Source organism: Lachnoanaerobaculum orale (genome assembly GCF_003862485.1).
In the GTDB taxonomy this organism is placed as follows: domain Bacteria; phylum Bacillota; class Clostridia; order Lachnospirales; family Lachnospiraceae; genus Lachnoanaerobaculum; species Lachnoanaerobaculum orale.
The window spans coordinates 681,249-707,155 of the sequence record NZ_RRCM01000001.1 but is presented as its reverse complement, the minus strand read 5'-3'; the positions used below and the strand labels follow the sequence as shown (position 1 = coordinate 707,155).

At 37.9% G+C, this 25,907-nt stretch carries 26 protein-coding genes; all 26 read right to left on the bottom strand.

Annotation, left to right across the window (positions count from 1 at the left end; all coding sequences use genetic code 11):
• On the bottom strand, positions 1-246 hold the full coding sequence (locus EHW90_RS03480) for a hypothetical protein (RefSeq protein ID WP_243113903.1): 246 nt from the start codon (positions 244-246) through the stop codon (positions 1-3).
• Between the two features lie 219 nt (positions 247-465).
• Positions 466-963 (bottom strand): tRNA (cytidine(34)-2'-O)-methyltransferase, encoded by a 498-nt coding sequence (locus EHW90_RS03475; protein WP_124951255.1) that lies wholly within the window; start codon positions 961-963, stop codon positions 466-468.
• Positions 963-2,120: an aminotransferase class I/II-fold pyridoxal phosphate-dependent enzyme gene (locus EHW90_RS03470; RefSeq protein ID WP_124951253.1), complete on the bottom strand. Its 1,158-nt coding sequence runs from the start codon at positions 2,118-2,120 to the stop codon at positions 963-965. The genes EHW90_RS03475 and EHW90_RS03470 overlap by 1 nt, the downstream gene beginning before the upstream one ends.
• Positions 2,117-2,599 carry an Lrp/AsnC family transcriptional regulator gene (locus EHW90_RS03465; RefSeq protein WP_009445806.1) on the bottom strand — a complete coding sequence of 161 codons (483 nt, stop codon included), beginning with the start codon at positions 2,597-2,599 and terminating at the stop codon, positions 2,117-2,119. Before EHW90_RS03465 ends, EHW90_RS03470 begins: the two co-directional genes overlap by 4 nt.
• Positions 2,571-3,173, bottom strand: a complete 603-nt coding sequence (locus tag EHW90_RS03460) for an AIR synthase-related protein (RefSeq protein ID WP_124951251.1) — start codon at positions 3,171-3,173, stop codon at positions 2,571-2,573. The genes EHW90_RS03465 and EHW90_RS03460 overlap by 29 nt, the downstream gene beginning before the upstream one ends.
• Positions 3,173-4,870 carry a VanW family protein gene (locus tag EHW90_RS03455; RefSeq protein WP_124951249.1) on the bottom strand — a complete coding sequence of 566 codons (1,698 nt, stop codon included), beginning with the start codon at positions 4,868-4,870 and terminating at the stop codon, positions 3,173-3,175. The genes EHW90_RS03460 and EHW90_RS03455 overlap by 1 nt, the downstream gene beginning before the upstream one ends.
• A gap of 110 nt (positions 4,871-4,980) precedes the next feature.
• Complete coding sequence (locus tag EHW90_RS03450) at positions 4,981-5,688, bottom strand: 3'-5' exonuclease (protein ID WP_124951247.1); 708 nt, start codon at positions 5,686-5,688, stop codon at positions 4,981-4,983.
• Entirely contained in the window at positions 5,685-6,314 is a 630-nt protein-coding gene (nth, locus tag EHW90_RS03445) for an endonuclease III (protein ID WP_124951245.1), read from the bottom strand. Before nth ends, EHW90_RS03450 begins: the two co-directional genes overlap by 4 nt.
• Positions 6,311-6,805 (bottom strand): deoxycytidylate deaminase, encoded by a 495-nt coding sequence (locus tag EHW90_RS03440; protein WP_009445812.1) that lies wholly within the window; start codon positions 6,803-6,805, stop codon positions 6,311-6,313. The genes nth and EHW90_RS03440 overlap by 4 nt, the downstream gene beginning before the upstream one ends.
• Positions 6,806-6,808: 3 nt before the next feature.
• Positions 6,809-7,894: an L-threonylcarbamoyladenylate synthase gene (locus EHW90_RS03435; RefSeq protein ID WP_124951243.1), complete on the bottom strand. Its 1,086-nt coding sequence runs from the start codon at positions 7,892-7,894 to the stop codon at positions 6,809-6,811.
• Positions 7,895-8,890, bottom strand: a complete 996-nt coding sequence (locus EHW90_RS03430; RefSeq protein ID WP_124951241.1) for a 3'-5' exonuclease — start codon at positions 8,888-8,890, stop codon at positions 7,895-7,897.
• Between the two features lie 44 nt (positions 8,891-8,934).
• Positions 8,935-9,240, bottom strand: coding sequence for a preprotein translocase subunit YajC (gene yajC, locus EHW90_RS03425; protein ID WP_009445818.1), 306 nt, complete (start codon positions 9,238-9,240; stop codon positions 8,935-8,937).
• 11 nt (positions 9,241-9,251) lie between these two features.
• A complete protein-coding gene (gene tgt / locus EHW90_RS03420; protein ID WP_124951239.1) occupies positions 9,252-10,382 on the bottom strand; it encodes a tRNA guanosine(34) transglycosylase Tgt in 1,131 nt (376 codons plus the stop codon).
• A 7-nt stretch (positions 10,383-10,389) separates the two neighbouring features.
• Positions 10,390-12,870, bottom strand: a complete 2,481-nt coding sequence (gene secD, locus EHW90_RS03415; protein ID WP_124951237.1) for a protein translocase subunit SecD — start codon at positions 12,868-12,870, stop codon at positions 10,390-10,392.
• A gap of 14 nt (positions 12,871-12,884) precedes the next feature.
• Positions 12,885-14,276 carry a thioether cross-link-forming SCIFF peptide maturase gene (scfB, locus tag EHW90_RS03410; protein WP_124951235.1) on the bottom strand — a complete coding sequence of 464 codons (1,392 nt, stop codon included), beginning with the start codon at positions 14,274-14,276 and terminating at the stop codon, positions 12,885-12,887.
• A 91-nt stretch (positions 14,277-14,367) separates the two neighbouring features.
• Positions 14,368-14,514: a six-cysteine ranthipeptide SCIFF gene (scfA, locus tag EHW90_RS03405; RefSeq protein ID WP_007593215.1), complete on the bottom strand. Its 147-nt coding sequence runs from the start codon at positions 14,512-14,514 to the stop codon at positions 14,368-14,370.
• A 158-nt stretch (positions 14,515-14,672) separates the two neighbouring features.
• Positions 14,673-16,991, bottom strand: a complete 2,319-nt coding sequence (locus tag EHW90_RS03400; RefSeq protein ID WP_124951233.1) for an Ig-like domain repeat protein — start codon at positions 16,989-16,991, stop codon at positions 14,673-14,675.
• Between the two features lie 4 nt (positions 16,992-16,995).
• The gene (locus tag EHW90_RS03395; protein WP_124951231.1) at positions 16,996-17,367 is read right to left on the bottom strand and encodes a hypothetical protein; all 372 of its coding nucleotides are present in this window, start codon (positions 17,365-17,367) and stop codon (positions 16,996-16,998) included.
• Positions 17,367-19,220 carry a protein kinase domain-containing protein gene (locus EHW90_RS03390; protein ID WP_279221885.1) on the bottom strand — a complete coding sequence of 618 codons (1,854 nt, stop codon included), beginning with the start codon at positions 19,218-19,220 and terminating at the stop codon, positions 17,367-17,369. Before EHW90_RS03390 ends, EHW90_RS03395 begins: the two co-directional genes overlap by 1 nt.
• On the bottom strand, positions 19,221-19,346 hold the full coding sequence (locus EHW90_RS13615; RefSeq protein WP_279221884.1) for a hypothetical protein: 126 nt from the start codon (positions 19,344-19,346) through the stop codon (positions 19,221-19,223).
• A 10-nt stretch (positions 19,347-19,356) separates the two neighbouring features.
• Positions 19,357-20,115: a PP2C family protein-serine/threonine phosphatase gene (locus EHW90_RS03385; RefSeq protein WP_124951229.1), complete on the bottom strand. Its 759-nt coding sequence runs from the start codon at positions 20,113-20,115 to the stop codon at positions 19,357-19,359.
• Between the two features lie 3 nt (positions 20,116-20,118).
• A complete protein-coding gene (locus tag EHW90_RS03380) occupies positions 20,119-21,516 on the bottom strand; it encodes a DUF6382 domain-containing protein (protein ID WP_124951227.1) in 1,398 nt (465 codons plus the stop codon).
• 9 nt (positions 21,517-21,525) lie between these two features.
• Complete coding sequence (locus EHW90_RS03375) at positions 21,526-22,584, bottom strand: P-loop NTPase family protein (RefSeq protein ID WP_124951226.1); 1,059 nt, start codon at positions 22,582-22,584, stop codon at positions 21,526-21,528.
• Positions 22,585-22,594: 10 nt separating this feature from the next.
• Positions 22,595-23,887, bottom strand: coding sequence for a WG repeat-containing protein (locus tag EHW90_RS03370; protein ID WP_124951224.1), 1,293 nt, complete (start codon positions 23,885-23,887; stop codon positions 22,595-22,597).
• Positions 23,888-23,896: 9 nt separating this feature from the next.
• Positions 23,897-24,526, bottom strand: a complete 630-nt coding sequence (locus tag EHW90_RS03365; RefSeq protein ID WP_124951222.1) for a prepilin peptidase — start codon at positions 24,524-24,526, stop codon at positions 23,897-23,899.
• 12 nt (positions 24,527-24,538) lie between these two features.
• On the bottom strand, positions 24,539-25,852 hold the full coding sequence (locus EHW90_RS03360) for a hypothetical protein (protein ID WP_124951220.1): 1,314 nt from the start codon (positions 25,850-25,852) through the stop codon (positions 24,539-24,541).
• Between the last annotated feature and the right edge of the window lie 55 nt (positions 25,853-25,907).

Here is a 25,907-nt window from a genome sequence, read left to right as displayed (position 1 = left end):
CTACCTCTCGAATATAATTTTTTCTACCCCTGTTTTAGGATCTATTGTTGTAATCTTAGTAACATTTGGATTGGCCTTCAATCTTGGTAATTCGATATTTTCCCAAATATTTCCTGGTCTTAGTTCGCTACCAACTACAGCTCTTATTTCACCAGATACTTGCTCTGCGTAAACATTCGAAGCTTCCTCCCAAGCTGTTACACTTGAAGGAGCATTAAAATCCCATTCAGGCATTACAATATTCATATCATCAATCGTAGATTCTAATGTAACTCCTCCTTTATTTTTTGCTATTTTTTTCGCAACATTTCATCCTATTCACCCTTTTTTATTTTTTTGTTTTATATATACAGTATGATATAGACTTCTGTCAAAATTATATTTATTTAGTAACAACTCTTTTTCACCATATTCGCACATACATTCTAAAAAATACTCCGAAGCCGCTTGGTTTCGGAGTATTTTTTATTTGTATGTCAGTCTATGCAGTTCACCTGTAAGTTGCATCTTTTCAAAGCCGTGCTGTGAAAGTGCCTCATACAGTATTATGGCTACCGAATTTGATAAATTCAGGCTTCTTATATCTCCCCACATAGGTATCCTTATATAGTTTTCTTCATTCTCGGCAAGTATTTCTTCAGGGATTCCCGCACTCTCCTTGCCGAACATTATATATTCATCGCTGTCATATACCACATCCTTATATGTATGATGTGCCTTGGTCGTGGCAAAATACATATGCTCTTTTGCCTTCGGATTTTTCTCATAGAAATCCTCAAGATCTGAATAGACGGTGACATCAAGTTTTGCCCAGTAGTCCATACCGGCTCTCTTGATTCGCTTTTCATTTATTTTAAAGCCCAGAGGCTCTATCAGATGTAGCCTTGTGTTAGTCGCCACACAGCTTCTTCCGATATTTCCGGTATTGTCGGGTATCTCAGGTTCAAGCAATACAATATTCATCAAAGGCTCCTTACAAACTTTTCAATCCTTGAAAGTGCTTCCTTTAATCTTTCCATAGAATATGCATATGAAACTCTTACATAGCCTTCGCCACATTCACCGAAAGCCGTTCCCGGTACTATCGCAATCTTTTGCTCTTCAAGAAGTCTTGTCGCAAACTCCTCCGAACTCATCCCGAATCTTTTTATACTCGGGAATACATAGAATGCTCCCTGCGGTTCAAAACAGGTCATTCCAAGCTCCTCAAATCTGTGAAGCAAGTATCTTCTTCTTTGATTATATGACTCTCTCATCCTTGCCACATCGGCATCACCATGTGCAAGTGCCTCTACTGCCGCATACTGACTTGTGGTAGGTGCACACATTATGGCATACTGATGAATCTTGGTCATCTGTGAAATAATCTCCTTAGGCCCTGTAGCATATCCCAGTCTCCAACCTGTCATAGCATATGACTTTGAAAAACCGTTTATCAAAACGGTTCTCTCCTTCATGCCCTCTATCTGTACTATAGAAGCATGCTCACCCTCATATGTCAGCTCACAGTATATCTCGTCCGAGATTACATATAAGTCCTTTTCAATACATACCTTTGCAATCTCTCTAAGCTCGTCAATATTTAATATGGAACCTGTAGGATTGTTCGGGAAAGGAAGTATGAGTATCTTTGTCTTATCAGTTACTTTTTCAAGTATCTGACTTGCTTTCAGCTTAAATCCGTCTTCAGCCTTTAATTCTATTATTACAGGCTTTCCGCCTGCAAGTATTGTACAAGGTTCATATGATACATATGAAGGCTGCGGTATCAGTACTTCATCATCTCTGTCAAGCATTGCCCTCAGAGCAATATCGATGCCCTCACTTCCGCCTACGGTGATAATCATCTCCTTCTTAGGGTCATACTCCACGCCGAGCTTTCTTATGAGATACTTTCTTATCTCCTCTCTAAGCTCCATAAGACCTGAGTTTGATGTGTAGAATGTCCTGCCTTTTTCAAGAGAATATATACCTGCATCTCTGATAAAATAAGGTGTTTCAAAATCAGGCTCACCTACACCAAGTGATATGGCATCTTCCATAGTATTTACTATGTCGAAGAATTTTCTGATACCTGAAGGCTTTATTGATTTTATTGTATTTGATAACGGATCTCTCATGGTGTTATAAGTTGCCTCTCATCTTTTTTCTTTGCAGACAGTATGGTTCCATGGTCCTTATATTTCTTAAGTACAAAATGTGTAGCAGTAGAAAGTACGGAATCCATAGGTGCAAGCTTATCAGATACAAACTGTGCCACATCTCTCATTGTTCTGCCTTCAATAAATACGGTAAAGTCAAATGAACCGCTCATCAGATATACCGCATTTACCTCTGAGAACTGATAGATTCTCTCCGCAATATTGTCAAATCCCATTCCTTTTTGAGGTGTGACTCTTACCTCAATAAGTGCATTCACCTTCTCATTATTTGTCTTATCCCAGTTTATAAGTGTATGATAACCGCATATCACACCCTCTTTTTCCATATCCGCTATCTCATTTGCAATGGCTGTCTCATCTTCTCCAAGCAAAATAGCCAGCTCTTCAATATCAATTCTGGAGTTTTTCTCAATTACCGATAATATTTTCTCTCTCATATTTTATCACCTTAAAAATTTCATCTTCAGTAGGTCTGTTGACATACTCCGTGACCTCTTTATCCACTATCGCTTTATCAAGACTCTTGCTTAAACGCCCTATTATCTCGGCGGATATTCCTTTATCTTTTAAGTACTTACAATCGGCTATAGGATCTTCGGTCATTATAAGCTTTCCGTCTGTTAAAAGTCTGTATATATTAAGCCCGAAGTACTCACAAACTTCAATACAGATCTGAACAGCGGGTATTTTTTTCATCTCTATTTCAAATCCGCATCTATGTGACATTGCAAAATTGTACAATGTATCAATTATACCGCCCTCTGTCACATCTTCTATGTTACCGATAAAGCCTGCAAATATACTGTCTATATCTACAGGCTTAATCTCAGGTCTATCATTATTTATGGGAGATAAATATCTCCCATAATAACCTCTGTCCCTAATATGACAGGCTACACTGTCTAAATATATCTTATTAAAATATCCGACAAGTTCGTCATATCGGCTCTCTATTATTTTCAGAGAACCTTTAAGCCCCGCATATCCGCAAAATATTATATACTTTTCCATTACTGTCCCGGGTTTAAGTTCGGGTCGAAAGCCGGTCCCTGACTTACCTCAGGTGCCTGTGCCTCCGGAGCCGCCTGAGTATCTGCAGGTCCCGAATTATCGGACTCAGGTGCCTGTGTAGGTGCAGGTGTAGGTGTCGCAGGAGCTGCAGGTGCCGAATGTCTTGTACCTCTGATATATATATCGTCGGCCTTTCTGTAAGTATCGCTTGAAATCAAGTCCTTACTTACTTCCACACCGTTTTCCTTTACAATCTTCCACAGCTTTGAAACTCTTCCCTTATGTCCCTCAGACTGCTTCTTTATATATCCCTTTGATTTAGAATCATCGTCTATATATGTCTTACCCTTAGGAGTCTCACTGAGTACCTCAGATACAAACTCTATTGTTCTTCCTGCAGGTCTGTCCTCTTTACCCCAAATGGTAAATGTAACATCTCTTCCGGACGTAACCGCCTCCACATATATAGGAGTCTTTCTGTTGTTTGTAACCTTGATGTCCTTATAATCTCCCGCTATTGCCGCATCACCGCTTGGCTGTACATATCCGACAATCATGGAGTGGTTCTTTCTCTCCGTAATGGTTATCTCGGCTCTCAGTGCCGCCTGATAAAGTGTGGTTGCTATCTGGCAGGCACCGCCTCCTACACTGTCTATTACAAGACCGTTTTGGTATGCCTTAGCCATCTTATAGCCGTTCTTTATAGTAAATGGCTGCATTCTCTCATATCCTGATAATGTCTCACCCGGCATCAAAAGCACGCCGTCCATCTTTGCCGTACCTACCGCAATATTTGTGGCTCTCTCAGATGTGGATGATGAATAATTTGTAGTAAATGTTCCAAGCACATCCTTGATGTTGCTAAGCTCTTCGGCTGTAACACTCGGCTTTTGCTTTGTCACATCCGCCACTATAGTTTCTTCTTTATCCTTTAAAACAGCCTCTTTAAGCTTTGCCACTGTGGAATCGGCATCTATTGCATATCCTTCCTTCTCAGGAGTTATCTCAAAAGCACCGTTCACTCTCTTTATAGTAGCATCTACAGGCGCATCGGGGTTTTTCCTGTTGGCCTTTTTCAAAAATGACTTAACCGCGTCATCGTTAAATTCTATATCGGGAGTTATATTCTCAGGTTTTTCAAGTAACTCGGAGCTTTTTGCAAATCTCTCAAGCATATTTCCTGTAGTAAATTTCTCGGCCTCCGATAATATAAACTCTTTATTGGATATACCTGCTCCAAGCTCGGCAAAGCTGCTCTCAAGCTTTTCTCCCTTTACATCCAAAACAAACTTCTTTGCATCTGCTTTTTCCTGCAATGAATTAAGTGCGTTACTTAACGCATCCAATGTAGATATGTTTTCTCCAAGCCCTTCTATGCCAAAGCCCTTTGGAAGTCTTTTCTCCGCCTGTATTCCGGCGCTGCCTGATTCATCCTTATTCTCTTCATTAGCTGTAGTCTCAGGTGCGGCTGTGGTTTCTTCTTTTGACGCATCACTTTTAGTGGCCTTTTTGTCGGAAGACTTATCATCTGTTTTTGACTCGGACTTCTTTGACTCGTCACTGTTTGCTTTCTCAGCCTTTGTCTGAGGGTTTGCAGCCAATACATCTACTCTACCTGCTCCACTGCTTATTCCCAAGCCTGCAACTGCCATAAATGCTGCAACTGCGACCGCTATATTACCTGTTTTCTTTCTCAATTCCCATCATCCTCTCACTGTAACCAATGCTGAAACTACTACCGGAACTACCATTGCCAGAACTAATATTGCAACTATCGCTATCGAAATAATTCGCCTTTTGTTATTCTTCATATAAACCTCTTTTCTTTTTGAGATAAAATTTTGTCTATCATTCGCTTGGCTTCAGACTCTGAAAGCAAGTCGATATTTACCTTGCAAACAATTCTATGACACTTTAGTAATTTCTGCAAGTCCTCTTTTGTTCTTTTTCTGATAGGAATAAACTTTTTCAGCTTTACTTTCATCATCTCGGTGTCACATCCAAGCTCGGGGAAATATTCCAATATACTTTGATAAAGCATATGTGTAAAATAAGCATCTGAAAACGCCCTGTGCATATGTTTTCTCTCTATTCCGAAATAAGCACAGGCATCAGTCAGATTTTTCTTTACATCGGGAGGTAGTATTTTCTTACAAAGTTTATATGTATCAATACCTCTCTTTTCAAAATCAAGCCCTGCATTATTTGCTTCTTTTCTTACAAAGCTGTAATCAAAGATGGTATTGTGTCCGAGCAAATCAAAGCCCTCACAAAACTCCACTATCTCTCCGATTACATCCTGTATATATTTTGCTGATTTTATTTCATCTTCATCTATTCCGGTAAGATTTAAAATTTCATAACTCACAGGCATATTCGGATTTATTATACAGGAAAACATCTCCACAATATGAGAGTCTTTCACCTTTATAAGTCCGACCTCTATTATCTTATCTTTTGAAACGCTTACCCCCGTAGTCTCAAGGTCAATTGCTACATAATCCGTAATTCTCATACCTTCGCACTCGGGCAATCCTCTCTCAAAAAGCAGATATCACATTTTTCTCTTCTTGCAATGCATATGGTCCTTCCAAGTGTTATAAGGTCGGTATTCCACAGTATCCAGTGGTCTTTGGGCAAAATCTCCATAAGTTCAAACTCTATCTTTACAGGGTCGTCACTTTCTGTAAGCCCAAGCTTTTTTGTGATTCTTTTTACATGTGTGTCCACCACAATGCTGGGCATATCAAAGATATTGCCTCTTATTACATTGGCGGTCTTTCTTCCCACACCCGGCAAACTTAAAAGACTCTCAAGGTCGCTTGGAACCTCCCCGTTAAAATCCGAAAGCAACTTTCTTGCACAGGCTATCAGATTTCTTGCCTTACTGTGGTAAAAACCGATGGAATGAATATCTTTTTCCATCTCCTCCACGCTTGCCGCGGCAAATTTTTCAAGGCTGTCATATTTTTTATATAGGTCTCTTGTAACTATATTCACCCTCGCATCTGTACACTGTGCACTCAAAATAGTGGCAAAAAGAAGCTGCCACGGAGTATTGTACTCCAAATACATCTTCTTTTCAGTGCCGTATGCTTCATCCAGTTTATCCAATATATTTTGTAATCTCTTGTCCGTCATACCGTTATCTCTATTTTTCTACCGCTTGGTTGATATTCATAGTACCTTACTCCTGCCGCATTCAACATCCTTTTGCTTGCTCTGACAGAAGGGCTGTTCGCATACTTGTCGTCTTCATATATAATGGTCTTTATCCCCGCCTGTATTATAGCCTTTGCACATTCATTGCAAGGAAAAAGTGTAACATATATCTTGCTGCCCTCAAGTGAGCCGCCTCTGTAGTTCAATATGGCATTAAGCTCACTATGTGTGGAGTATAAATACTTTGCATTGTAAGGGTCGCTAAGTTCAAGGTCCTTTCCCCACGGAAACTCCTCATCAGAACATCCCCTTGGAAAACCGTTATATCCCATTGAAAGTATCTTATTGTCCTCACTTACTATACATGCCCCTACCTGTGTGTTAGGATCCTTTGATCTTTTCGCACTGAGCTTTGCCACGCCTATAAAGTACTCATCCCAATTTATATAATCTTCTCTTTTCTCGCTCATAATTCACCTTACATCAATTATTTCAAAACCTGCGGCCTTTTTTAATCTGTTCATTATCGCCTTTCCTATTCCGCTTTCGTCAAAGACTTCTGAAAGTATGTACTCCACACCCAGCTCATCACATTTTCTTAGGACATCAAAAAGATTGTGAGCAATACTGTCGGGATTTTTTATACTTCCGAGGCTTAAAATATTTATGCCGCTCTTTCCCTTTGCCTCCGCTTCCAAATCCTTCTTATGTTCATCTACGGTAAGAAAAGCCATAGGTTTGTCACAGTCTTTTATCCTGTCTTTCATATACTTTAAAACCGCACTCTCATCTCCTCTTACAAGCTTCATATCCGCCTTTGGAGCATAATGCTTATATTTCATTCCCGGAGCCTTAGGAGCCTCACTGCCTGTAAGTAAATGCTCTATGGCAGGGTCTACATCCACCCTTTCACAAATCTTTCTTAACATCTCAAGAGTAACGGCACCCGGTCTAAGGAGTGTAGGTATATCCGATGTAAGGTCTATGATGGTTGACTCAACACCTATACCTACCGCACCACCGTCTATTATCATATCTATTTTGCCGTTCATATCCTCAAATACATGGCTTGCCTTTGTAGGTGAAGGCCTGCCTGAGGTATTTGCACTCGGTGCAGCTATGGGTACTCCTGCAACCTTTATAAGAGCCCTTGCGATATCATTACCGGGAAGCCTTACGGCTACAGTGTCCAGACCGCCGCTTGTAGCGTAAGGAATAATATCTCTTTTTTTCAAAACTATGGTCATAGGACCCGGCCAGTACTTTTTTGCAAGAGTGTAGAAAATATCGGGTATATCCTTTGCAATATTTTCTACATCATCTACATTTGCAATATGTACTATCAACGGATTGTCACTCGGTCTGCCCTTTGCGGCATATATCTTTTTTGCAGCCTCTTCCAAAAATGCGTCTGCACCCAGACCGTATACGGTTTCTGTAGGGAATGCCACCAGTCCGCCGGACTTTATTATATCCGCCGCCGATTTTATACTATCATCATGATACAATTCTTCTATATCTTTATTATCTATCTTTCTTACAACTGTTTCTTTTTCCAATTAGACATCTCCCATATTATAGGCATTTCTTCTTCTGCTCTTTATGATTTTCTTTATCTTGCTTTCCTCATACTTTTGCATTACTTCTTCAAATACATCCGCATCCACCACCTTTGTGGTCTTTATCACATAGTATTTACCGTCGTTTTTTCTTACTCTTATCTTGCCTTTGACATATCCGTGCTCCGGACAGATACCTATACAGTAGTAGTTTCTTTGATTTGTGGAAAACCACTTTATCTTTTTCTTTAACATCCTGTTACATCTGTCACAGATAAGGTCGGAGTTGTGCTTATCTGATATAGCCTCCTCCTTTGTATCAAACAGTGTGGATACAAACTTTGAGTAACCTGAAAAATGCAAGTAAATCTCTTCCTCCGGATTTCTCGGTACACGGTAATAATCCAGTGAATAGTACTCGCTTACAGGCCAAAAGTCCATTCTCTGCATTACTCTCGCCGTATAGTAAGCATCATCAAAGGCGTGGTGGAACGGTCTTCTTATATCAATACCCAGCATATGCACGGCTCTTTCAAGAGGTATCCGATCCTGCTCACCGTTAGGGTATCTGATATTGAAAAGCTTTTGAAGATCATAATAAAAAAGCGGATATTCAAACTTGTTTTCCACACCGTAAAACTTTATATTTCTCTGAAGCTCCACAAGGTCAAGGTTTCCCCATGTGCAAATTATCTTTTTTTTATTTCTGTCGTCTATCTCGCAAAATCTGTAAAAATCATTTATAGCATCTACAAATGGTACACCCTTTCTCTTAAGCTCTCCGATACCTATCTGTACCACCTCATGCACCTTAAAATGCATCTTCTTGTATACTGTAGGTTTTACTACTCTGTGAAATTCATCAACTATTTCCAAATCACAATTAAGTTTTAAGGCTCCTATTTCTATTATTTCAAAGGGAAGATCTTTATTGCTGTATTCTCTGCCGTTCGGACTTTGATTCCACTCCAAATCCAGTACTATATAACTGTCCATATCCGCCTTTCCAAAAAAAGCACATCCGAAGATGTGCTTAGATTTTACTCACTTTTCTCATTTTTTATAATAGCATCTTTTCTCATCGGAATACGACAATTCTTGTTATTTCCGAACTCAACTATTACAGTATCATCTGTAATATCAATCAAGACGCCATAAAAGCCTGCTGAAGTCTCTACAGTATCACCGACTTCAAGACTTGCAAAAAGTTCAGCCTGTTTAGCCTTCTCCTTCTTGTTAGGCCTATAAGCCATAAAGTAAAATATTGCAGCAATGAATACCACATACATTGCTACTGCACCAATTCCAAAACCGCCACCTGCATTTGCTGTCGCTAAAATATTCATAATTCTCCTCTTTAACCCTCAAGCATTGTTCTTATTTTATTATTTTTATATTCAGTATATCTTCCTTCGCGTATAGCCGTACGAATCTCACTCATCATTGTATTATAGAAATAAAGATTGTGCAATACACAAAGACGCATACCGAGCATTTCATTCGCTTTCAAAAGATGCCTGATATATCCTCTTGAATAGGATCTGCAAGCAGGACAATTACATCCTTCTTCTATAGGTCTCTTATCTAACTCAAACTTCTTATTAAAAAGATTCAGCTTTCCGTGATTTGTGTATACATGGCCGTGCCTACCGTTTCTGCTCGGGTATACACAGTCGAAAAAGTCCACTCCTCTTTCCACGGCTTCAAGTATATTTATAGGAGTTCCTACACCCATAAGATATGTAGGCTTGTTCTGTGGCAGATGTTCTACAGTCACATCCAAGATATGATACATCTCATCGTGACTTTCACCTACAGCCAGACCGCCTATCGCATAGCCGTCAAGATCCATCTCGCTTATCTCCTTGGCATGTGAAATCCTTATATCATCAATGATTCCGCCCTGATTGATAGCAAATAAGAGCTGCTCTTTGTTGACAGTATCCTCCAAAGAGTTCAGCCTGTCCATCTCCGTCTTACATCTTTGCAGCCACCTTGTAGTGCGGGCCACTGAAGCTTCTATGTACTTTCTCTCGGCAAGCGCCGGAGGACATTCATCAAACGCCATAGCTATTGTGGAACCGAGGTTTGACTGTATCTGCATACTCTCCTCAGGTCCCATAAAAATCTTTCTGCCGTCTATATGTGAATTGAAGTTTACTCCTTCTTCCTTAATCTTTCTAAGTTTTGCAAGTGAGAACACCTGAAAACCGCCCGAATCTGTAAGTATCGGTCTGTCCCAGTGCATAAACTCATGCAAACCGCCGAATTCTTTAATAAGCTTATCACCTGTCCTTACATGCAGGTGATAAGTATTTGAAAGCTCCACCTGACAACCTATTTCCTTAAGGTCATCGGTGGATACGGCACCCTTTATGGCCGCCACGGTACCTACATTCATAAAGAGCGGAGTCTCTACAGTACCGTGGACCGTCTCCATAGTGGCACTTTTAGCTTTTTTGTCCAAAGCCTTTATCTCATATTTCATAAAATACCTAAACTACAGCACCGTTGCTGTCTTTATTTATTTCGACCTTTTTAGTCTTTTTCTTCTTCTTGGCATTCTCAGCCTTCTTCTCCTCTATCTTCTTGTCAAACTTATTGCTGAGTATATACCAGAAGACACTTGATAAGAATACTGAAGAATATGTACCTGCTACTATTCCGACCATAATCGGCAATGCAAACTCTCTGATTGAAGAAACTCCCATCAAGAACAGTATGAATATAGTTATAAATGTAGTAAGTGAAGAATAAATACTTCTTGTAAGTGTCTCTGTAACACTTATATTGATAAGATCTTCCTTAGAAGTTGCCTTCGGCAAGATAGCCTTATTCTCTCTGATTCTGTCATATATAACTATGGTTGCATTGATTGAGTATCCGAGGATTGTAAGTATACATGCGATAAATGTGGAACCTACACTCCAGCGGAATATTGCATAACAAGCTATAACTACAAATACATCATGTAAAAGTGCAAGTATTGAGCCTGCAGCAAAACTGAAGTCTCTGAATCTTACCCAGATATAGATAAGCATAAGGATTGTTGCAAGCACTGTTGCCACTACCGCATCCTTTTTCATCTCTGAACTTACCGCACCTGATATTGATTCTGCCGTAATCTTTTCGGCATCTACACCGAACTTGTCTGCAAGTGCCTTATTTAACTTCTCTCTTTCATCAAGTGAAAGTGATCTTGTCTTTATAATTACCTGATTTGTACCCTGTACCTTCTGAGTCTGAGTTCCTGCCTCACCTGTTACAGATTCAACTACAGGTACGATATCCTTTGAAATCTCTTCAAGGCTGTAATCCTTATCAAATGTAACATTTGTTGATGTACCACCCTTAAAGTCAAGACCGTAGTTGAAGAATCCGCCGATCTTTGACTTGTTAATTCCTGCAAATATTACTCCTATTATAAGTACGGCAGCCGCAATACTCAGAGTAATCTTTCTCATTCCGACAAAGTTGATCGGCTCTCTCTTAGGCTTCTTACCGTAGAACTTCGCATCGTCAAGACCTACATTATAGAAAGCCTTAAGTATAAACTTTGTAACAAAGAGTGCGGTAAACATTGAAAGTATAATACCGAGTGCAAGTGTCTGTGCAAATCCCTTTACCGTACCTGAACCGCGAATATAAAGCACTGCCGCAGCTATAAGTGTGGTAACGTTACCGTCAATGATTGCTGAAAGAGCCTTTTTAAATCCTGAATTGATGGACTCATATACACTCTTTCCAAGTGCAATCTCTTCTTTTATTCTTGTAAAGATAATAACGTTGGCATCCACCGCCATACCTATAGACAGTATGATACCCGCTATACCCGGAAGCGTCAGCGTAATTTCAAATGCCGACAGCAAAAGAACTTCAAGTATGATATAAAGTGCAAGCGCAAGTACGGATGCCGCACCCGGAAGTAAGAATATTCCGATCATGAATGCCGCCAAAACCACAAAGCCTACTACTGCAGCCTTCATACTTGTAGATATGGCTGTCTGTCCGAGCTTTGCTCCTACGACATTACTTCTAAGCTCTTCAAGCTCAAGTGAAAGTGAACCTATACGAATGGTGGATGCAAGATTCTTTGCTTCATCATATGAAGTCATACCTGTAATCTGTGCATTACCGCCTGTAATGGCCGTCTGAACCGTAGGATTTGAATACACTACATTGTCATAGACGATTGCGATTCTCTGACCGATAAGCTTTGCTGTAGCCTCTGCAAAAGCCTTTGAGCCTTCATCTGTAAATGTAAGTGATACAACATACTCGCTCTTACCGTTGTTATCCACGATACCGGCTTTGGCTGTTGCCACCTGATCACCTGTAAGTACAGTCTTTCCCTGCGGGTCTACGAACAGCAAAGAACCCGGTTTTCCAAGTTCGTTCAAGATAGCGTTGGCATCGGATACACCCGGAATATCAATATTTATTCTGTTTGTTCCCTCTCTGTAAACCTCAGCCTCTGTTGAGTAGTTTTGAACTCTCTGCTGTAATTTATAGATAGTATCAGCCATATCCTCATCGGAAGGGTTTTTCTCCACTGTTTGATAAGTGATACTTACACCGCCTGCCAAGTCAAGTCCGAGTTTAATCTTTCCCATACCGAACTTGGAAGTTTTGCCGCTCTCATCCTTCTTCTCATCAGACTTTTTCTCATCAGCTTTACTCTCATTTGCGCTCTCTGATTCTTTGCCCGACTCAGCTTGTGAACTCTCGGTGTTTGCCTTAGTTTCACCTGCCGACGAACTTTCATCGGCTTTAGTGCTTGATGCACTCTCCTTGCTCTCTCCCGCTGCAGAAGACTCTGCACTTGTTATAGTAGTTTCTTCGGCAGTATGTGACACTTTGGTTACATTGCTGTGTTTTCCGCTTTGCAAAACATTGAAAGCCAGAAAACCTAAAAATGCCAAAACTACAAATGTGATAAAGAGAGAGGTTAAGCCCTTTTGCTTATTGTCCTTCATTATCTTCTCCTATTTTACCCAGCTAACGCTGCTTTTATCATTATTGCACATTCAATTCTCTTTTTTTGAAGTTCGCAACCGATATCATAAGTATCTGTAATAGATCCGTGGAAGCTGTATGAATTTGCAGCACAGCCGCCACTGCAATAAAATCTTGCATAGCAATCCTTACACTTAGGCTTGGCATAAACATTGCACAGCTTAAACTCATTGCTGATGTCTTTTCTTTTAAGACCGTCAAACACGTTTCCAAGTAAGAACTCATCCTTACCTACAAACTGATGACATGGATATAAATCTCCCCAAGGTGTTACCGCCAGATACTCTGTACCCGAACCGCAACCTGAAAGTCTCTTTGCAACACATGGTCCTTGAGTCAAATCTATATTGAAGTGGAAGAAATTAAAGCCTCTTCCTTCCTTCTTTCTCTTGATATACTCTACCGCAAGCTTATCATATTCTTCCATAATCTTTGGAATATCTTCAGCTTTGATGGCGTAGGTTTCACTCTCTTCGCCTACTACAGGCTCCATACTTGTCTGCTTAAATCCGAGGTCCGCAAAGTGAATTACATCCTTTGAAAACTCCAGATTATTTCTTGTAAAAGTACCTCTGATATAGTAATCCTTGGTACCTCTGCTCTTGGCAAACTTTACAAACTTAGGAACTATAGTATCATAGCTTCCCTTGCCGCCTCTTGTAGGACGCATGGCATCGTTTACTTCTTTTCTGCCGTCCAGACTCAGTACTACATTTGACATCTCTTTATTGCAAAAATCCATGATTTCGTCATTCAAAAGCATACCGTTTGTAGTTATTGTGAATCTGAATTTTTTATTGTTCGGCTCCTCAAGACTTCTTCCATACTTTACAAGGTCCTTTACGACCTGCCAGTTCATAAGCGGCTCACCGCCGAAGAAATCCACTTCAAGATTCTTTCTGTTGCCTGAATTTGCAACAAGGAAATCCAGCGCTCTTTTTCCTACATCATAACTCATCAAAGCTCTTCTGCCGTGGTACTCACCTTCTTCCGCAAAGCAGTACTTACATGCCAGATTGCAATCGTGAGCGATATGCAGACAAAGTGCTTTTACTACTGTCTCTCTCTCCTTGAAATCGTTGATATACAGCTCATAGGTATCCCTTGTATAGAGCTCCTCGACATCTATAAGCTCCTGTATATCGGCTACAGCCTCATCTATCTCTTTTTCGCTGTATTTGTCAATAAGAGCATCTTTTATCTTGGCTTTTGTCTCATCGTCAAGCTTTATAGGTGCTTCTATCTCACCTATAAGTTTCTCTCCGACAGCCATTGCATCATACATCAGCTCATCCACTACATGGACCGAACCTGAATTGACATCCAATACTATATTATATCCGTTATTTTTATACTGGTGTAACAAATTATTCCTCTTTCTATTACAAAGCAAATAGTACAACGCGAAAATCCCCCTTAACAGTCAATGACCGAAAAGGGGGTTTGATACAAGCGTCTTATCTGTTAGGGTTTTCACAGCCCTGGTTTCCAACTGTACAAGATGTCTTGCAAGCTGACTGACAAGAAGTCTGGCACTCACCACAACCACCACGCTTTAAGCTCTCTTTAAGAGTTTTCTCATTTAAAGTAACAACATGCTTCATAAACATTCTCCTTCTATGTCGATAACCGACAACAAGCTTTATGCGAAATTATTTTAGCATAGTTGTATAGCTTTTTCAATAAATATATTTTTCAAATTTTCCATAAATATTTGCAATCTTAGCATTACATTCAACACTAAGTATTCCATTCATATTAACTATTCTTTTTCTTCTTTTCGCTTTTTGTATATCAAAGCTACTCCAAGACCAAGTGCAATACCTAAAGTTATAACCGCAAAAGGAATATATGTTGTTGATAACAGCTTTGCCTTAGGTGCTTTTATTTCAAAGCTTACAGAAGCTATATCGCTTAAGTTACCTGCCTTATCCTTTCCCTGAGCTTTTATGGTATGCTTACCTTCTTTATAAATACTGAGATTTATTGTACCGTCATCCTTAACTGTATACTCGCTCTTATCAAGTAATTTATCATCCAACCAAACTGATTCAATAAAATCCCCCGGCAACTCAGTACTTAAAATAATATTTACGCTACCCTCATAACTTTGACCTTCTTCAACACCTAAAATCATGCTTACAGGTTTTGTAGCATCATATATAATTTCTACAGGTTTCATTGAAGACTTATTTCCGGCTGTATCTATTACCTCAAGATTGAAAGTATATTTTCCGTCCTTATCTATTGGTTTTAAGAACCTCAACTCGCCGTTTACAAACTCATACGGTTCATCCGTTCCGTTTATAGTAGCTGAAACTATAGAGATTTCATCAGTATTCCAAACCTCGATACTTGGTGTAAAAGGCTTATTGGTATACTGTCCTACAAGTTCTTCAGGCTTAAACTTAAATGTCGCACCGTTTTTATTCACTGAGAAATTGACTTTCTTTTCTGTAACATTTCCTGCCATATCATATATAGTTACAGTAAGTACATAATTATCATCAATGTATATAGGATCGAGATTTAATACATATCCGCCATCCTGCTTCTTTGCCTTATATATAAGGTCTCTTGACTTTCCGTCCGCTACGGCTGTCAGAGTGATTTTTGATCTTGATAAGTCAATATTTACATCACTGTATTTTACTACAGGTGAAACTGTTCTTGCATTGGCAGTCAAATCCTCTACTCCGGTAATAGTAATATGTGGTGCTGTAGCATCAACATTAACCTTTTCTTCAAATCTTACTTTTCCGGAGCCTGACCCCTGATTATTCTTGACAACAGCGATTCTATACTCTCCGTCATCATCAAATACTATATTAGCTCTGTGACTTCCACCTTCTGAACTCCAAGTATATCTTGCATTTGACAATACTTCTTTTCCGTCTACTTTTTTATAAACCAATACTGAATAATTATTCGCATTAAAATTGTTGTCCTCAACACTTACAGATGTAGTTCTTGTATTCAAGAATCCGTTCACCCTATTGCTCACTATATCTGTATTTATGCTTACTCTAGGTCTCACATTTTCTGTACTCGAACCGTTTCCTCCACCAACACTATTTACTGTGCTCACACTATTTCCACTATTTCCATCGCTGCTACTGTTTCCGCTTCCCAAAGGCTGGAAGAGTCTCTGCTGCTGATTTGAAGTATCTACACTTGCATTTGTCTGATTATTAGTGGTTTGAACATTATCCTGTACCTGTACTGTGGCAGACTGTGAATTAGTATTGCCTGTAGAGACATTATTTACAACATTTGTACTTTGTGTATTCCTATCCGGGGTCGGAGCGGAATTAGCACTATCATTATTTCTTACTCTTGTTTCAGTACGAGTTGGAGTATCTACTGTTACAACATTATTATTATTAGCAGTTCCTGTTTCATTTGTATTGGCAGTATTTGCTCGTGTATCAACCGGCGGATCTACTACAGGCGGTTGTACAGCCAAAAAGAAGATTTGATTTCTATCTCCATTTTTAGATACAAACTGCTGCATACTGTTATTTATAGCATTCAAATCATTAGCTCTTGCAATTTGCACACTGCTTCCAATACTGTAATATACATTACTTCTATAAAGTGTAATGCTTGCATTACTACTTTCCTCTCTTGTCATTGTATGAAAGCCGTTTCTTATAACTAAATCTCCCCTTCTCGGGTTTGAAGATGTAGCTATTGAAGGGGTTGCAACAGATGATGTGGCAAGAGTCGGTGGTCTTGAAATATCATAATCCTCTATCTCAATATTTCCATGATTCAATATGACATTTTTTACATTTTCAAAAGAATTTTCTACAAGAACAGGGCTCCAATTAGAATAACTCTCATCATTTGTATCCCCCAAATCTCTTGGTGTAGGCAATGTCAATGTTCCATCTGAGTTTAGAAATAATGAAACATTTCTGATATGGTATCCATTACCATCTCTAAAAATTAGCCCTATTACCGTACTTGAAGGTGCCGCTATAGAATCAAAAGTAAAAGATCTGAAAATAATTTGAAATAAAAAACACAAACAAATTACTATTGCAATTACTTTTTTGTCTTTACCTCGGACATTCATAATACTATTTACCTCCCGCAATTAAATTAATCTCTTCAATAATCTCAAAATCCATATTTTGATCATATTTATTTATAATCTGGCCATGGTAGTTTTCCAACAGCACTGTATCATTACTACCACCGGATTTATTTTTACTGATACTTTCTGTATTGTTTTTTACTACATTATCAGTCGTCAATCTACCTGAATGTGTTTTTCTAAGTGGCATCGTTTTATTTTGCATTCTCTGATCAACCGACCACTTCTGCTTTGAGCCATAACTTAAAATATCCCTAAAAGCTTTTCTTACACCCAATTTAAACCAAATCCAAATACTTAGTATAAGCATGGTACCGCCTGCAAAAATCCCACTGAAATATAATATTTTATGCATTAGATACCTCCTACATTTTGTAATTTATTCTTTAAAGAAATAAAATTTGAATTTGATTCAATATCGGGCAATTCACTTGCCTTCGTATAAATCATAGCTGATGTATTCACATCTTTCATATCCATCAACAACATAGTTGCAAGGCTTATATATGCAGTAGCATCATCCGGATATTTCTCAATCAGCCTATTATATTCATCTGCCGCTTTGCTATATTCACCTAATGTTCGGTAAATATCACCTATTCTGTTTTCAAATAAAATAGATTGTGTTGCTGTAGCAAATGTCAAATATTGTTCATAATAAGATATAGCCTCATATAAGTCATCTTTAGAGCTCTTTTCATGGATATCAACATTTCCTCTTCTATAATAGGCATCCGCCAGTCCAAAATATACCTCAGGTAAATACTTATCCTTCAAATCCTTATCCATATATGGACTTTTCAATATCTCATCCGCCTTATTTAAAAGCTCCATTGCTTTATCAAAAGGCTTTTCGCCGACCTTTTGTATAGCAAAAGCATTTGCCCTGTATATTTTTGACAATGTAATATATATTTCTATCTTTTCTTCTTCATCAATCTCTGTATTCAGGTACTCATCAACATTATTCATATCCTTAACTATCATGTTCCAGTCTGTACCTATTTCCGACAGCGATCTTGATAATGAAGAATAATATTTTGCCTGTGGATATTTCTTTGTATCTACTTTCTCAAAATATCTTGCTGCTGTACCATAATCAACATTGAACTCAGTATCCTTACTGTTACCAAGGAAATATATCTGTCCTATTTTCATCATGAGATCATCATTTTTACCAAGATCTCCCCTCCCCGATGCTATCATTGCAGAAATCGCCATAAGACCGTTCCTTGTCTGTCCAAGATCACAATAATAATCAAGCATCCTTATATATGCTTCAGTGCTTTGCGGCGATATATTTATTGCATCTTGAAAAAGTTTTAAAACATTAGCATCAACTGCATTTTCGCCTCCGTCGGAAGCAATTTTAAGAGCAGCTTCAGATAAATAATTGTTATAGACCTTTGAAATTTCCCTTTTCTCCATTCCATTTACAACAATAGCCATAGAGAAAAATGAAAAAGAGAGAATAAGGCTCGCCGCAAACAGCAATATTTTCTTTTTTTGAGTTGCTATGTATGAATCATCCAAGTCCCTAAAATGTTGTAAGGCATATGACATTTCCTTACAATCATTAAACCTTTTTTCCGGATCCTTTCTTGTAGCCCTGAGTATTATCTTTTCAAGACCGTTTGACAATCTCTCATCCCACCTTCTTATAGGATAAAGCTCATATGGCGGCTCTGAAGGATTTACACCTGTAAGTAGATGATACATGGTAGCACCAAGATTGTATATATCAGTTCTTGCATCAGTTTGTCTTAATGTTTCTCCGGCAAACTGCTCAGGTGCCGCATATCCTATAGTTCCAAGACATGTGGTATCCGATACACTGTCATAGTTATATTTTCTTGCCGTTCCGAAATCTATCAAAGTAATCTTGCCGTCCGGCTTTAACATTATATTTGCCGGTTTCAGATCTCTGTATATTATCGGTGGATTTTGTGAATGTAAGTAATCCAGTACATCACAAAGCTGTATGGCATAGTCAACAACTTTATCTTCCTCAATAGTCCCCTCTTCCAGTAAAATATCAGACAGCGGTCTACCTTCAATATAATCCATTACGATTATAATGGTATCATCATTTTCAATTATATCTGCGATACTCGGTAGATATGGATGTTTTAATTCTTTTAAGAGATTCGTTTCCGTTATGAGGCTTTGTTTCATAACCTCATAATTTCTATTTTTCTCTTTTCTCATCTACTTAACAGCCCATTGTTTATTTGCTTTCTCATTCATCGCCAAATAAACAATACTCATACCGCCCTGTCCGATTTTATTTAGAATCTTATATTTCCCGTCTAAAAGGCTACCAATCTCCAACATATTACCCCTATTACTGCACTTTGACCAATGCTACTGAAATATTGTCAAGTTCCTTCCTTTTCAGATTTAAGTCTATCAGTTCCCTAAGTTTTTCATTGAATTTGGAATTGTCACATTTCAACAACATATTTAAAATCTCTTTTTCTGATATCTCATGTCTGAAACCGTCACTACAAAGCAATAGAATATCACCTTTTTCTACTTCTCCGCAAAACATATCGGGATTAACATCACTTGTAGCTCCAATACATTGTAAAAGTACATTTCTCCTCGGATCTTTTTTTGCTTCTTTCTCAGTCAGCCTGCCCTCCGCTATCTCTTTTGCAATAACAGTATGGTCATTTGTAAGTCTAAATATTTTAGATGAAGATATTTTATACAGTCTGCTGTCTCCTACATGCCATACAAAAAAACGATTTTCAGCCAAAAGAAAAGCCGTTACAGTTGTACCAAGATATATCCCATGTTCTTTGCCATAATGGAGTAAACCTTCATTTTCAGAACTTATGATACTTCTGATATCTTCTCTCATTCTGCTTTCATCCCAGATACTTTCATATTTACTGTAACTATATAAAAACCAGTCTGAAAATGCTTCTACAATACTTTTACTGGCAAACTCACCACAGGACAGTCCACCCATCCCGTCACATATTATCCCAAGACAAACTTCCTTGCCTTTAAATTTTGCTCTCTTTAAGATTATACTGTCCTGATTACAACTTTTTTTTAATCCGACTTCAGTTTGCGCCGCTAAAAAATACTTCATATACTATCCTATGTGAAATTCAAATTCTTCATTTGCCAAGCTTATGACGTCATTATCCCACAGTTCAACTTCAACTGTTGATGAGATTTTTTCACCATTTACCATAGTAAAATTTAATGACTTCAAATCTCTAATAAAGAAAGATCCGTCTTTCCTTATGATTTCCGCATGATTCCTACCGACTGAAGTATTGTCACTTATACAAAAGTCAACGTAGCTTTTCTCTCTTCCGATTCTAAAGTTTGACTTATTTATAAGTATTTTTTCACCTGTTCTCTTCCATATCAAAAATCCGGTCGCAACATTTTGAGAAAATCCCAACAATGTGGTTTCACCCACATTAACCGAGCTTTGTAAAACTGTTGTTTCCGCAAAAGAACTGCCTTGCGGCTTAGATACCAGCACAGTATTTTCAACCTTAGGAGCCTGTTTTTCTTTCTTTTTTCCGAAAAGTGAAAACTTCTTTTTATCCTTTGTCTCTTTCTGAGCTGTTGTTCCTACATTTACAGGTTCATCTCTACCCGGAATTAAAAAGCTGTTTCCGTTATTAAAACTGCTTTCCGGCACTTTTGTCATTTCCTGTTTCTTTTCAGACTTTCCAAAGCCAAACAATCCCTTTTTCTTTTCTTCTTTTGCAGGTTTAGCATTTAAGTTGACATTCGATACCGGCTGACTGTTAACAGGCTTAAATGTACTGACAGGTGGTTGAGTATTTACAGGAACCTGTGCTCTGTTACTATATCCTGAATAATCCACTGCCGGAGTTACCGGTCTAACAGGTTCTTCAACGTTATTTATTTTTCTTTCTTTAAATTCGTTTCTTACTTCCGTCTTTGGAGTATTCGGCTTTTCAGAATATTTTCTATGCTTTAACTCTGATATCAACTGTAAAAACTTATCATAAGAAAGAGAATCTTGTTCTGAAATCTGTTTACTTATATCAGCTGCAAAATATGCCGCCTTATCATTTTTTACCATCATGTCCAACAGCAAATTCTTGAAAAAAGCTGGAATACTTATACTGTTCCTTCTGTCATATATAGGTAAAAGAACCATCTTTATGGTTTCATTATCAACAAATATGTATTCATTTTCCAAAACAATTTGAGATTCATTTAACATATACTCTTCAATATCCATTACCGCTTTACAAATATTTCCGAATATATCTAAAAGTTCCTCTTTTGTAAGCTCTTCACTCAAATATTCATTCAAATTCTTTATTGTTGCAGTTTTATACTTAAATTCCGTCATGGAATCATTCATGACTATATCGATGGGAATAAGACTTTTAATATCATTATTTCTCATCATTCCGATACTTACATTGTCAATTTTTTCATTTTCAGCAACATTATATATAAGCTCAATATCCTTTTCGGTCTCGTTCTTTTTCAACATATGGGCCTCCTATCTCAAATTTTCCAAAAATGAAACTTGTGACAATATCTCAGTCAAATCTCCACTGTCCGCATTATAATTTTTAACGAAATCTCTTACAGCTAAAGTTTGAGGAATAGAAATATTATTCACATCTCTTACCTTATTACATATTAGTGAGAGCTTATTTGTTATATCAATACTTCCACTATTCTCCATAATCTGCAATGCATCATTTAAATCCGACATTTTCTTTATTCCCTGCTTTGTATCATCAAAGACAAATATTATCTTATATGCAAACTTTGAAAATACCTTCAGTCTGCTTCCGGGATTTAAATTACTGTCTATGATTATATGTCTATACTTACCCATTCCTTGTAATTCCTTAATAAGTACAGATATATCTTCATCACTCATTTCAAGCATATCAAGAGCCGTTCTTGATTCATTGAAGAAGTCCAAGCCTTCACTTGTCTTTAAAACACTGCTTTCTATCTTCAAGGAAACACTCTGCTTTTTACTCTTTATTGCATATATTATCTCATCAAAGCCGACATTTCCTTCCCCATTCAAGAAAATATTGGATGAATTCAGCATCTCAAAATTTAAGTACAACGTAGGTATTCCTTGCCTTGCCAACCTTTTTGCATAAGCAATAGCAAGAGAAGTAGCTCCTGCACCTCCGTTTACCGGCATAAAGATTTCAACCAAAGTATTATTACCGTCATTGAATTTATATGCAATATCACCGTTTGCACCGTCTGCAAGTACATTCAATATTTCCTTATATATCTTCTCCGGCTTTTTAAACTTGTTGATTGTCTTTATATTATTTTTACGTTCTATCAAATCTCTATCCGACAGATACGCAAGACTTATCTTCTCACTGTATGAAGATAAATCATCTTCTATATTTTCAGAAACAAGCATAACATCGATAGCCTTATTTCCTCTGTTATTTTCAAATGAATCTAATGAAGAAAATGTCAATATTTCTATCCTGTCCTGATAATTTTTAATATAAAAATCTGACAATCTTTTTCTGTAATCCTCATCACCATCTATTAAAACAAGTCTGATTTTCATTAAAAACCTCCTATTCTACAAGCTTTATAAATTTCCAGGTTCCCTTCCTTACAGAAGCTACTCCGCTACTGTTGAAGCAACCTGCCTCATTAAACTCAAAATCAATAACAACTGTAGCGTTTTTATTAATATATCCCCAATTTTTACCGTCATATACTGCCGCAAACCCGTTCGCAAAAGGCTTTGCATCCTTATACTCGGTCATCAATTCAATTTCACCCTTCTTGTTTGCAAATCCCCATTTATCGCCTACCTTAACAGCCGTAGCGTCGTCAGACATAAATGCCTTTGCCTCATCAAAACCTTCACTTCCAATCATATTTCCGTCCAAATCGAAAATATGATATTTACCGTCAAGCTTTGCTATATATACATTCTGTGACGTGGCAAATCCGAAATCATCAACCAACACATCATCATATATAAAGTCCGTAACCTGTGAAAAATCATTCTTTATAACAGCCCATTTGCCATCTTTTTTTACTGCAGCTCTCTTATTTGCAAATCCGCCTGCAAAATCATAGGTCAACTCGGTCGCCTTGTTTGCATACTCATCTATATAAGAATAACTCTCAGCTGTTTTATAAGGAGCCAGTTTGTTTCCAAATACACCAAGTGAATCTACTTTAAAATCAGGTACAAGCTTCTTATATCCGTTTTTATCTACATAATACCAAGCACCGTCCCCACACACTGCAGCATAATTCGGCTCCTTACCATATGGTGATATTTCATCATATGTAGCTTTTATTTTTTCAGTGCCGTCAGACTTCATCAAGCCCTTTTTCTCGTCATCTGTAAACACGTAAAACCCGTTATAATACTCGTCTATAGACGCTCCTGCAAAGTAGACTTCCGTGTATATTCCCCTCAGCTTACCCTGAAGTTCCAAAAAATCATCATCCTTAGGTTGTCTTTCAAGATAGGCGTTTACAACTTTCAGAGCATTTGCACTTTGTTTCCTGTCTATATAATAATCTACGATTTTCTTTGTTATATCTCTAGGGTAATTATAATTTTCCAAAATCATACTGCCCTGTTTCTCAAAGTCATTATACTTCTTTAAATTAAGATAATCATCAAGAATCGCCTCTTCCACCGGGAACTTATTCTCTGTAAATTCAAGTGCATTTTTATATTGATCCAGAGCATCTATATAAATTTCTTTTTCATCCAGCGCTTTGGCTTTTGCCATATATTCATTATACTTTTTATGTTTGCTTGCATTTCCGCCTATTATATTGCCCCAACCAAGTACCAACAATAATATTATTACCGGTACCAGTATTTTTTTCATTGTCATATACAGCTCCTAAAATCCCAAAATCATGCAAGTTGTTAAACCGAAAGCAATAAAAGGTGCAAAAGGTATCTCATCCTTTGTAGTAGCCTTTTTTGTACATACCTTAAACAATCCATACAATGCAATTGATACAAGCGATACTATCAGAACTCCCATCAAAGTATAGGTTCTTAAATAAAATCCCAATGCTCCTACAAGCTTTACATCTCCCATTCCGACACCGTTTTTACTGACTGCCTTACTTAGTGCAAAAACTCCGGCACCTATCAGAAGTGCAACAGTTGAATCTATAAAAATAGCCAGTGCCTCAACAGGATTTGTAAAAACATTAATCAAAATAAATATACAGGCAATGCCCAGTATAAATACAACTGCCTCATTCGGTATTATCTTCTCTCTATGATCAATACCTGCAATAATCAAAGATACAGATATTATAATCAAAGCCTTAAATGACTTGATAAGATTATAAGCATATACCTTATATAATATACCTACAGCAATTCCTATCAACAAATAAGTAATTATAAAAAATATATTCTGTTTAGAATCTACTTTGCCATATCTTTTTTTGTATATATACAGTGTAATTGCGTAAGCTATCAACATAAACACTACGCAAAAAGCCAAGTTTGCCATCGCCTGCATCTCCTATTCTGTGGTATATAGTTTAAGCACCATACCGTTTTCTCTTGCATATTCCGTTGCAAGTATTATTGCCTTTTGTTGATCAACACTCAGGTCTTTATTTTTGACTACAAGATAATAATACTTTGTATTATACTTATCCGGTGTGACATCTCCCTGCCCACTGAAGTTTTTAAGTCTCTTCATATCCTTTTTTATAGCACTCAAAAACTTCTTACCGTCCTGATACTCTACAAGGTCGGTATCCATACTATGAGTCCTTGCGATATAACCCTCGGATGCATTATATATACTTATATCTTTAAATTCAGCGGAATCTAAATTTCTCTTTACGACTGTATTGTCGTAATTACTTATCTCTTCGCCTCTCTCCTTGGTATTCTTATCCCATACGGAAGCAGGAATACCCAGTCTGTTGCTAGGTGTTACTACCGGAGTTACATTGTCAAAATTGTCTTCTTCTCCCGGTACTTCATCTGCACCGTCTTCAAGTGCGGCACCTGCAGCCTCTCCACCTGTCTCATTCGGCTCATTAAAGCTTCCGTCTCCAATCCATGCTCTGGTGGATGCAGTGTTTTTCAATGTAAAATCATACTTATCTATAAACGGAAGCGGAATTCTTATCTTGTATGTGGCACATATTTCAATGCTTTGCATATCCAAAAAGAAACTTGATCCCCAATAATTTATTCCGTTTTTTCCACCCTGTACTCCAAGGTTTTCCAAATACCCGTTTGGAAAGCCCTGTAAGTACTTATTGGTAACTGCTCTGCTTATCGGCATTGCAACCGCCAGCTTTACCGCATCATATGCTCCGTCTTTTATGACAGCCAATATACCGTTGAAAATAGCTTTTTCATCAGAAAAATAGTCGCTGACAGAAGTATGCATGGCTTGTCCTGCATCATATATCTCCTGTGCACTCTGTCCCACACTGTTCATTTGAGATAATATATCTTCAGGATATTGTTCAGATCCTTCATTCAATATGTTTGAAGTCACATTCGTCGCATTTTCAAGTCCGTTTGCGCTGGCATTGAAGAATACCTGTATAGTATTTAACATTTTCTTTGTCTTATCGGTAAACTCACCCGACTCATCCGACGCAGTCTGTCCTATATTATGTACTCCAAGTTTCTTGGCTATATAAGCATATTCGGACACCTGCTTTGCGGTCTGGTCTATAGCATTCTGTATACAAGTATATGCCCTGTATACATTCATCATACTTAGAAGCGCTATATACGCCGCAATAAAAATCAAAAGTATAAGACTGGCTTCTACTGTAAGAATACCTCTTTGCCTATCTCTATCCATTAGTTTGCTCCTTAGTGTGGTCAGATAAAACTGCTTAAATCAAGACTATTTGTCC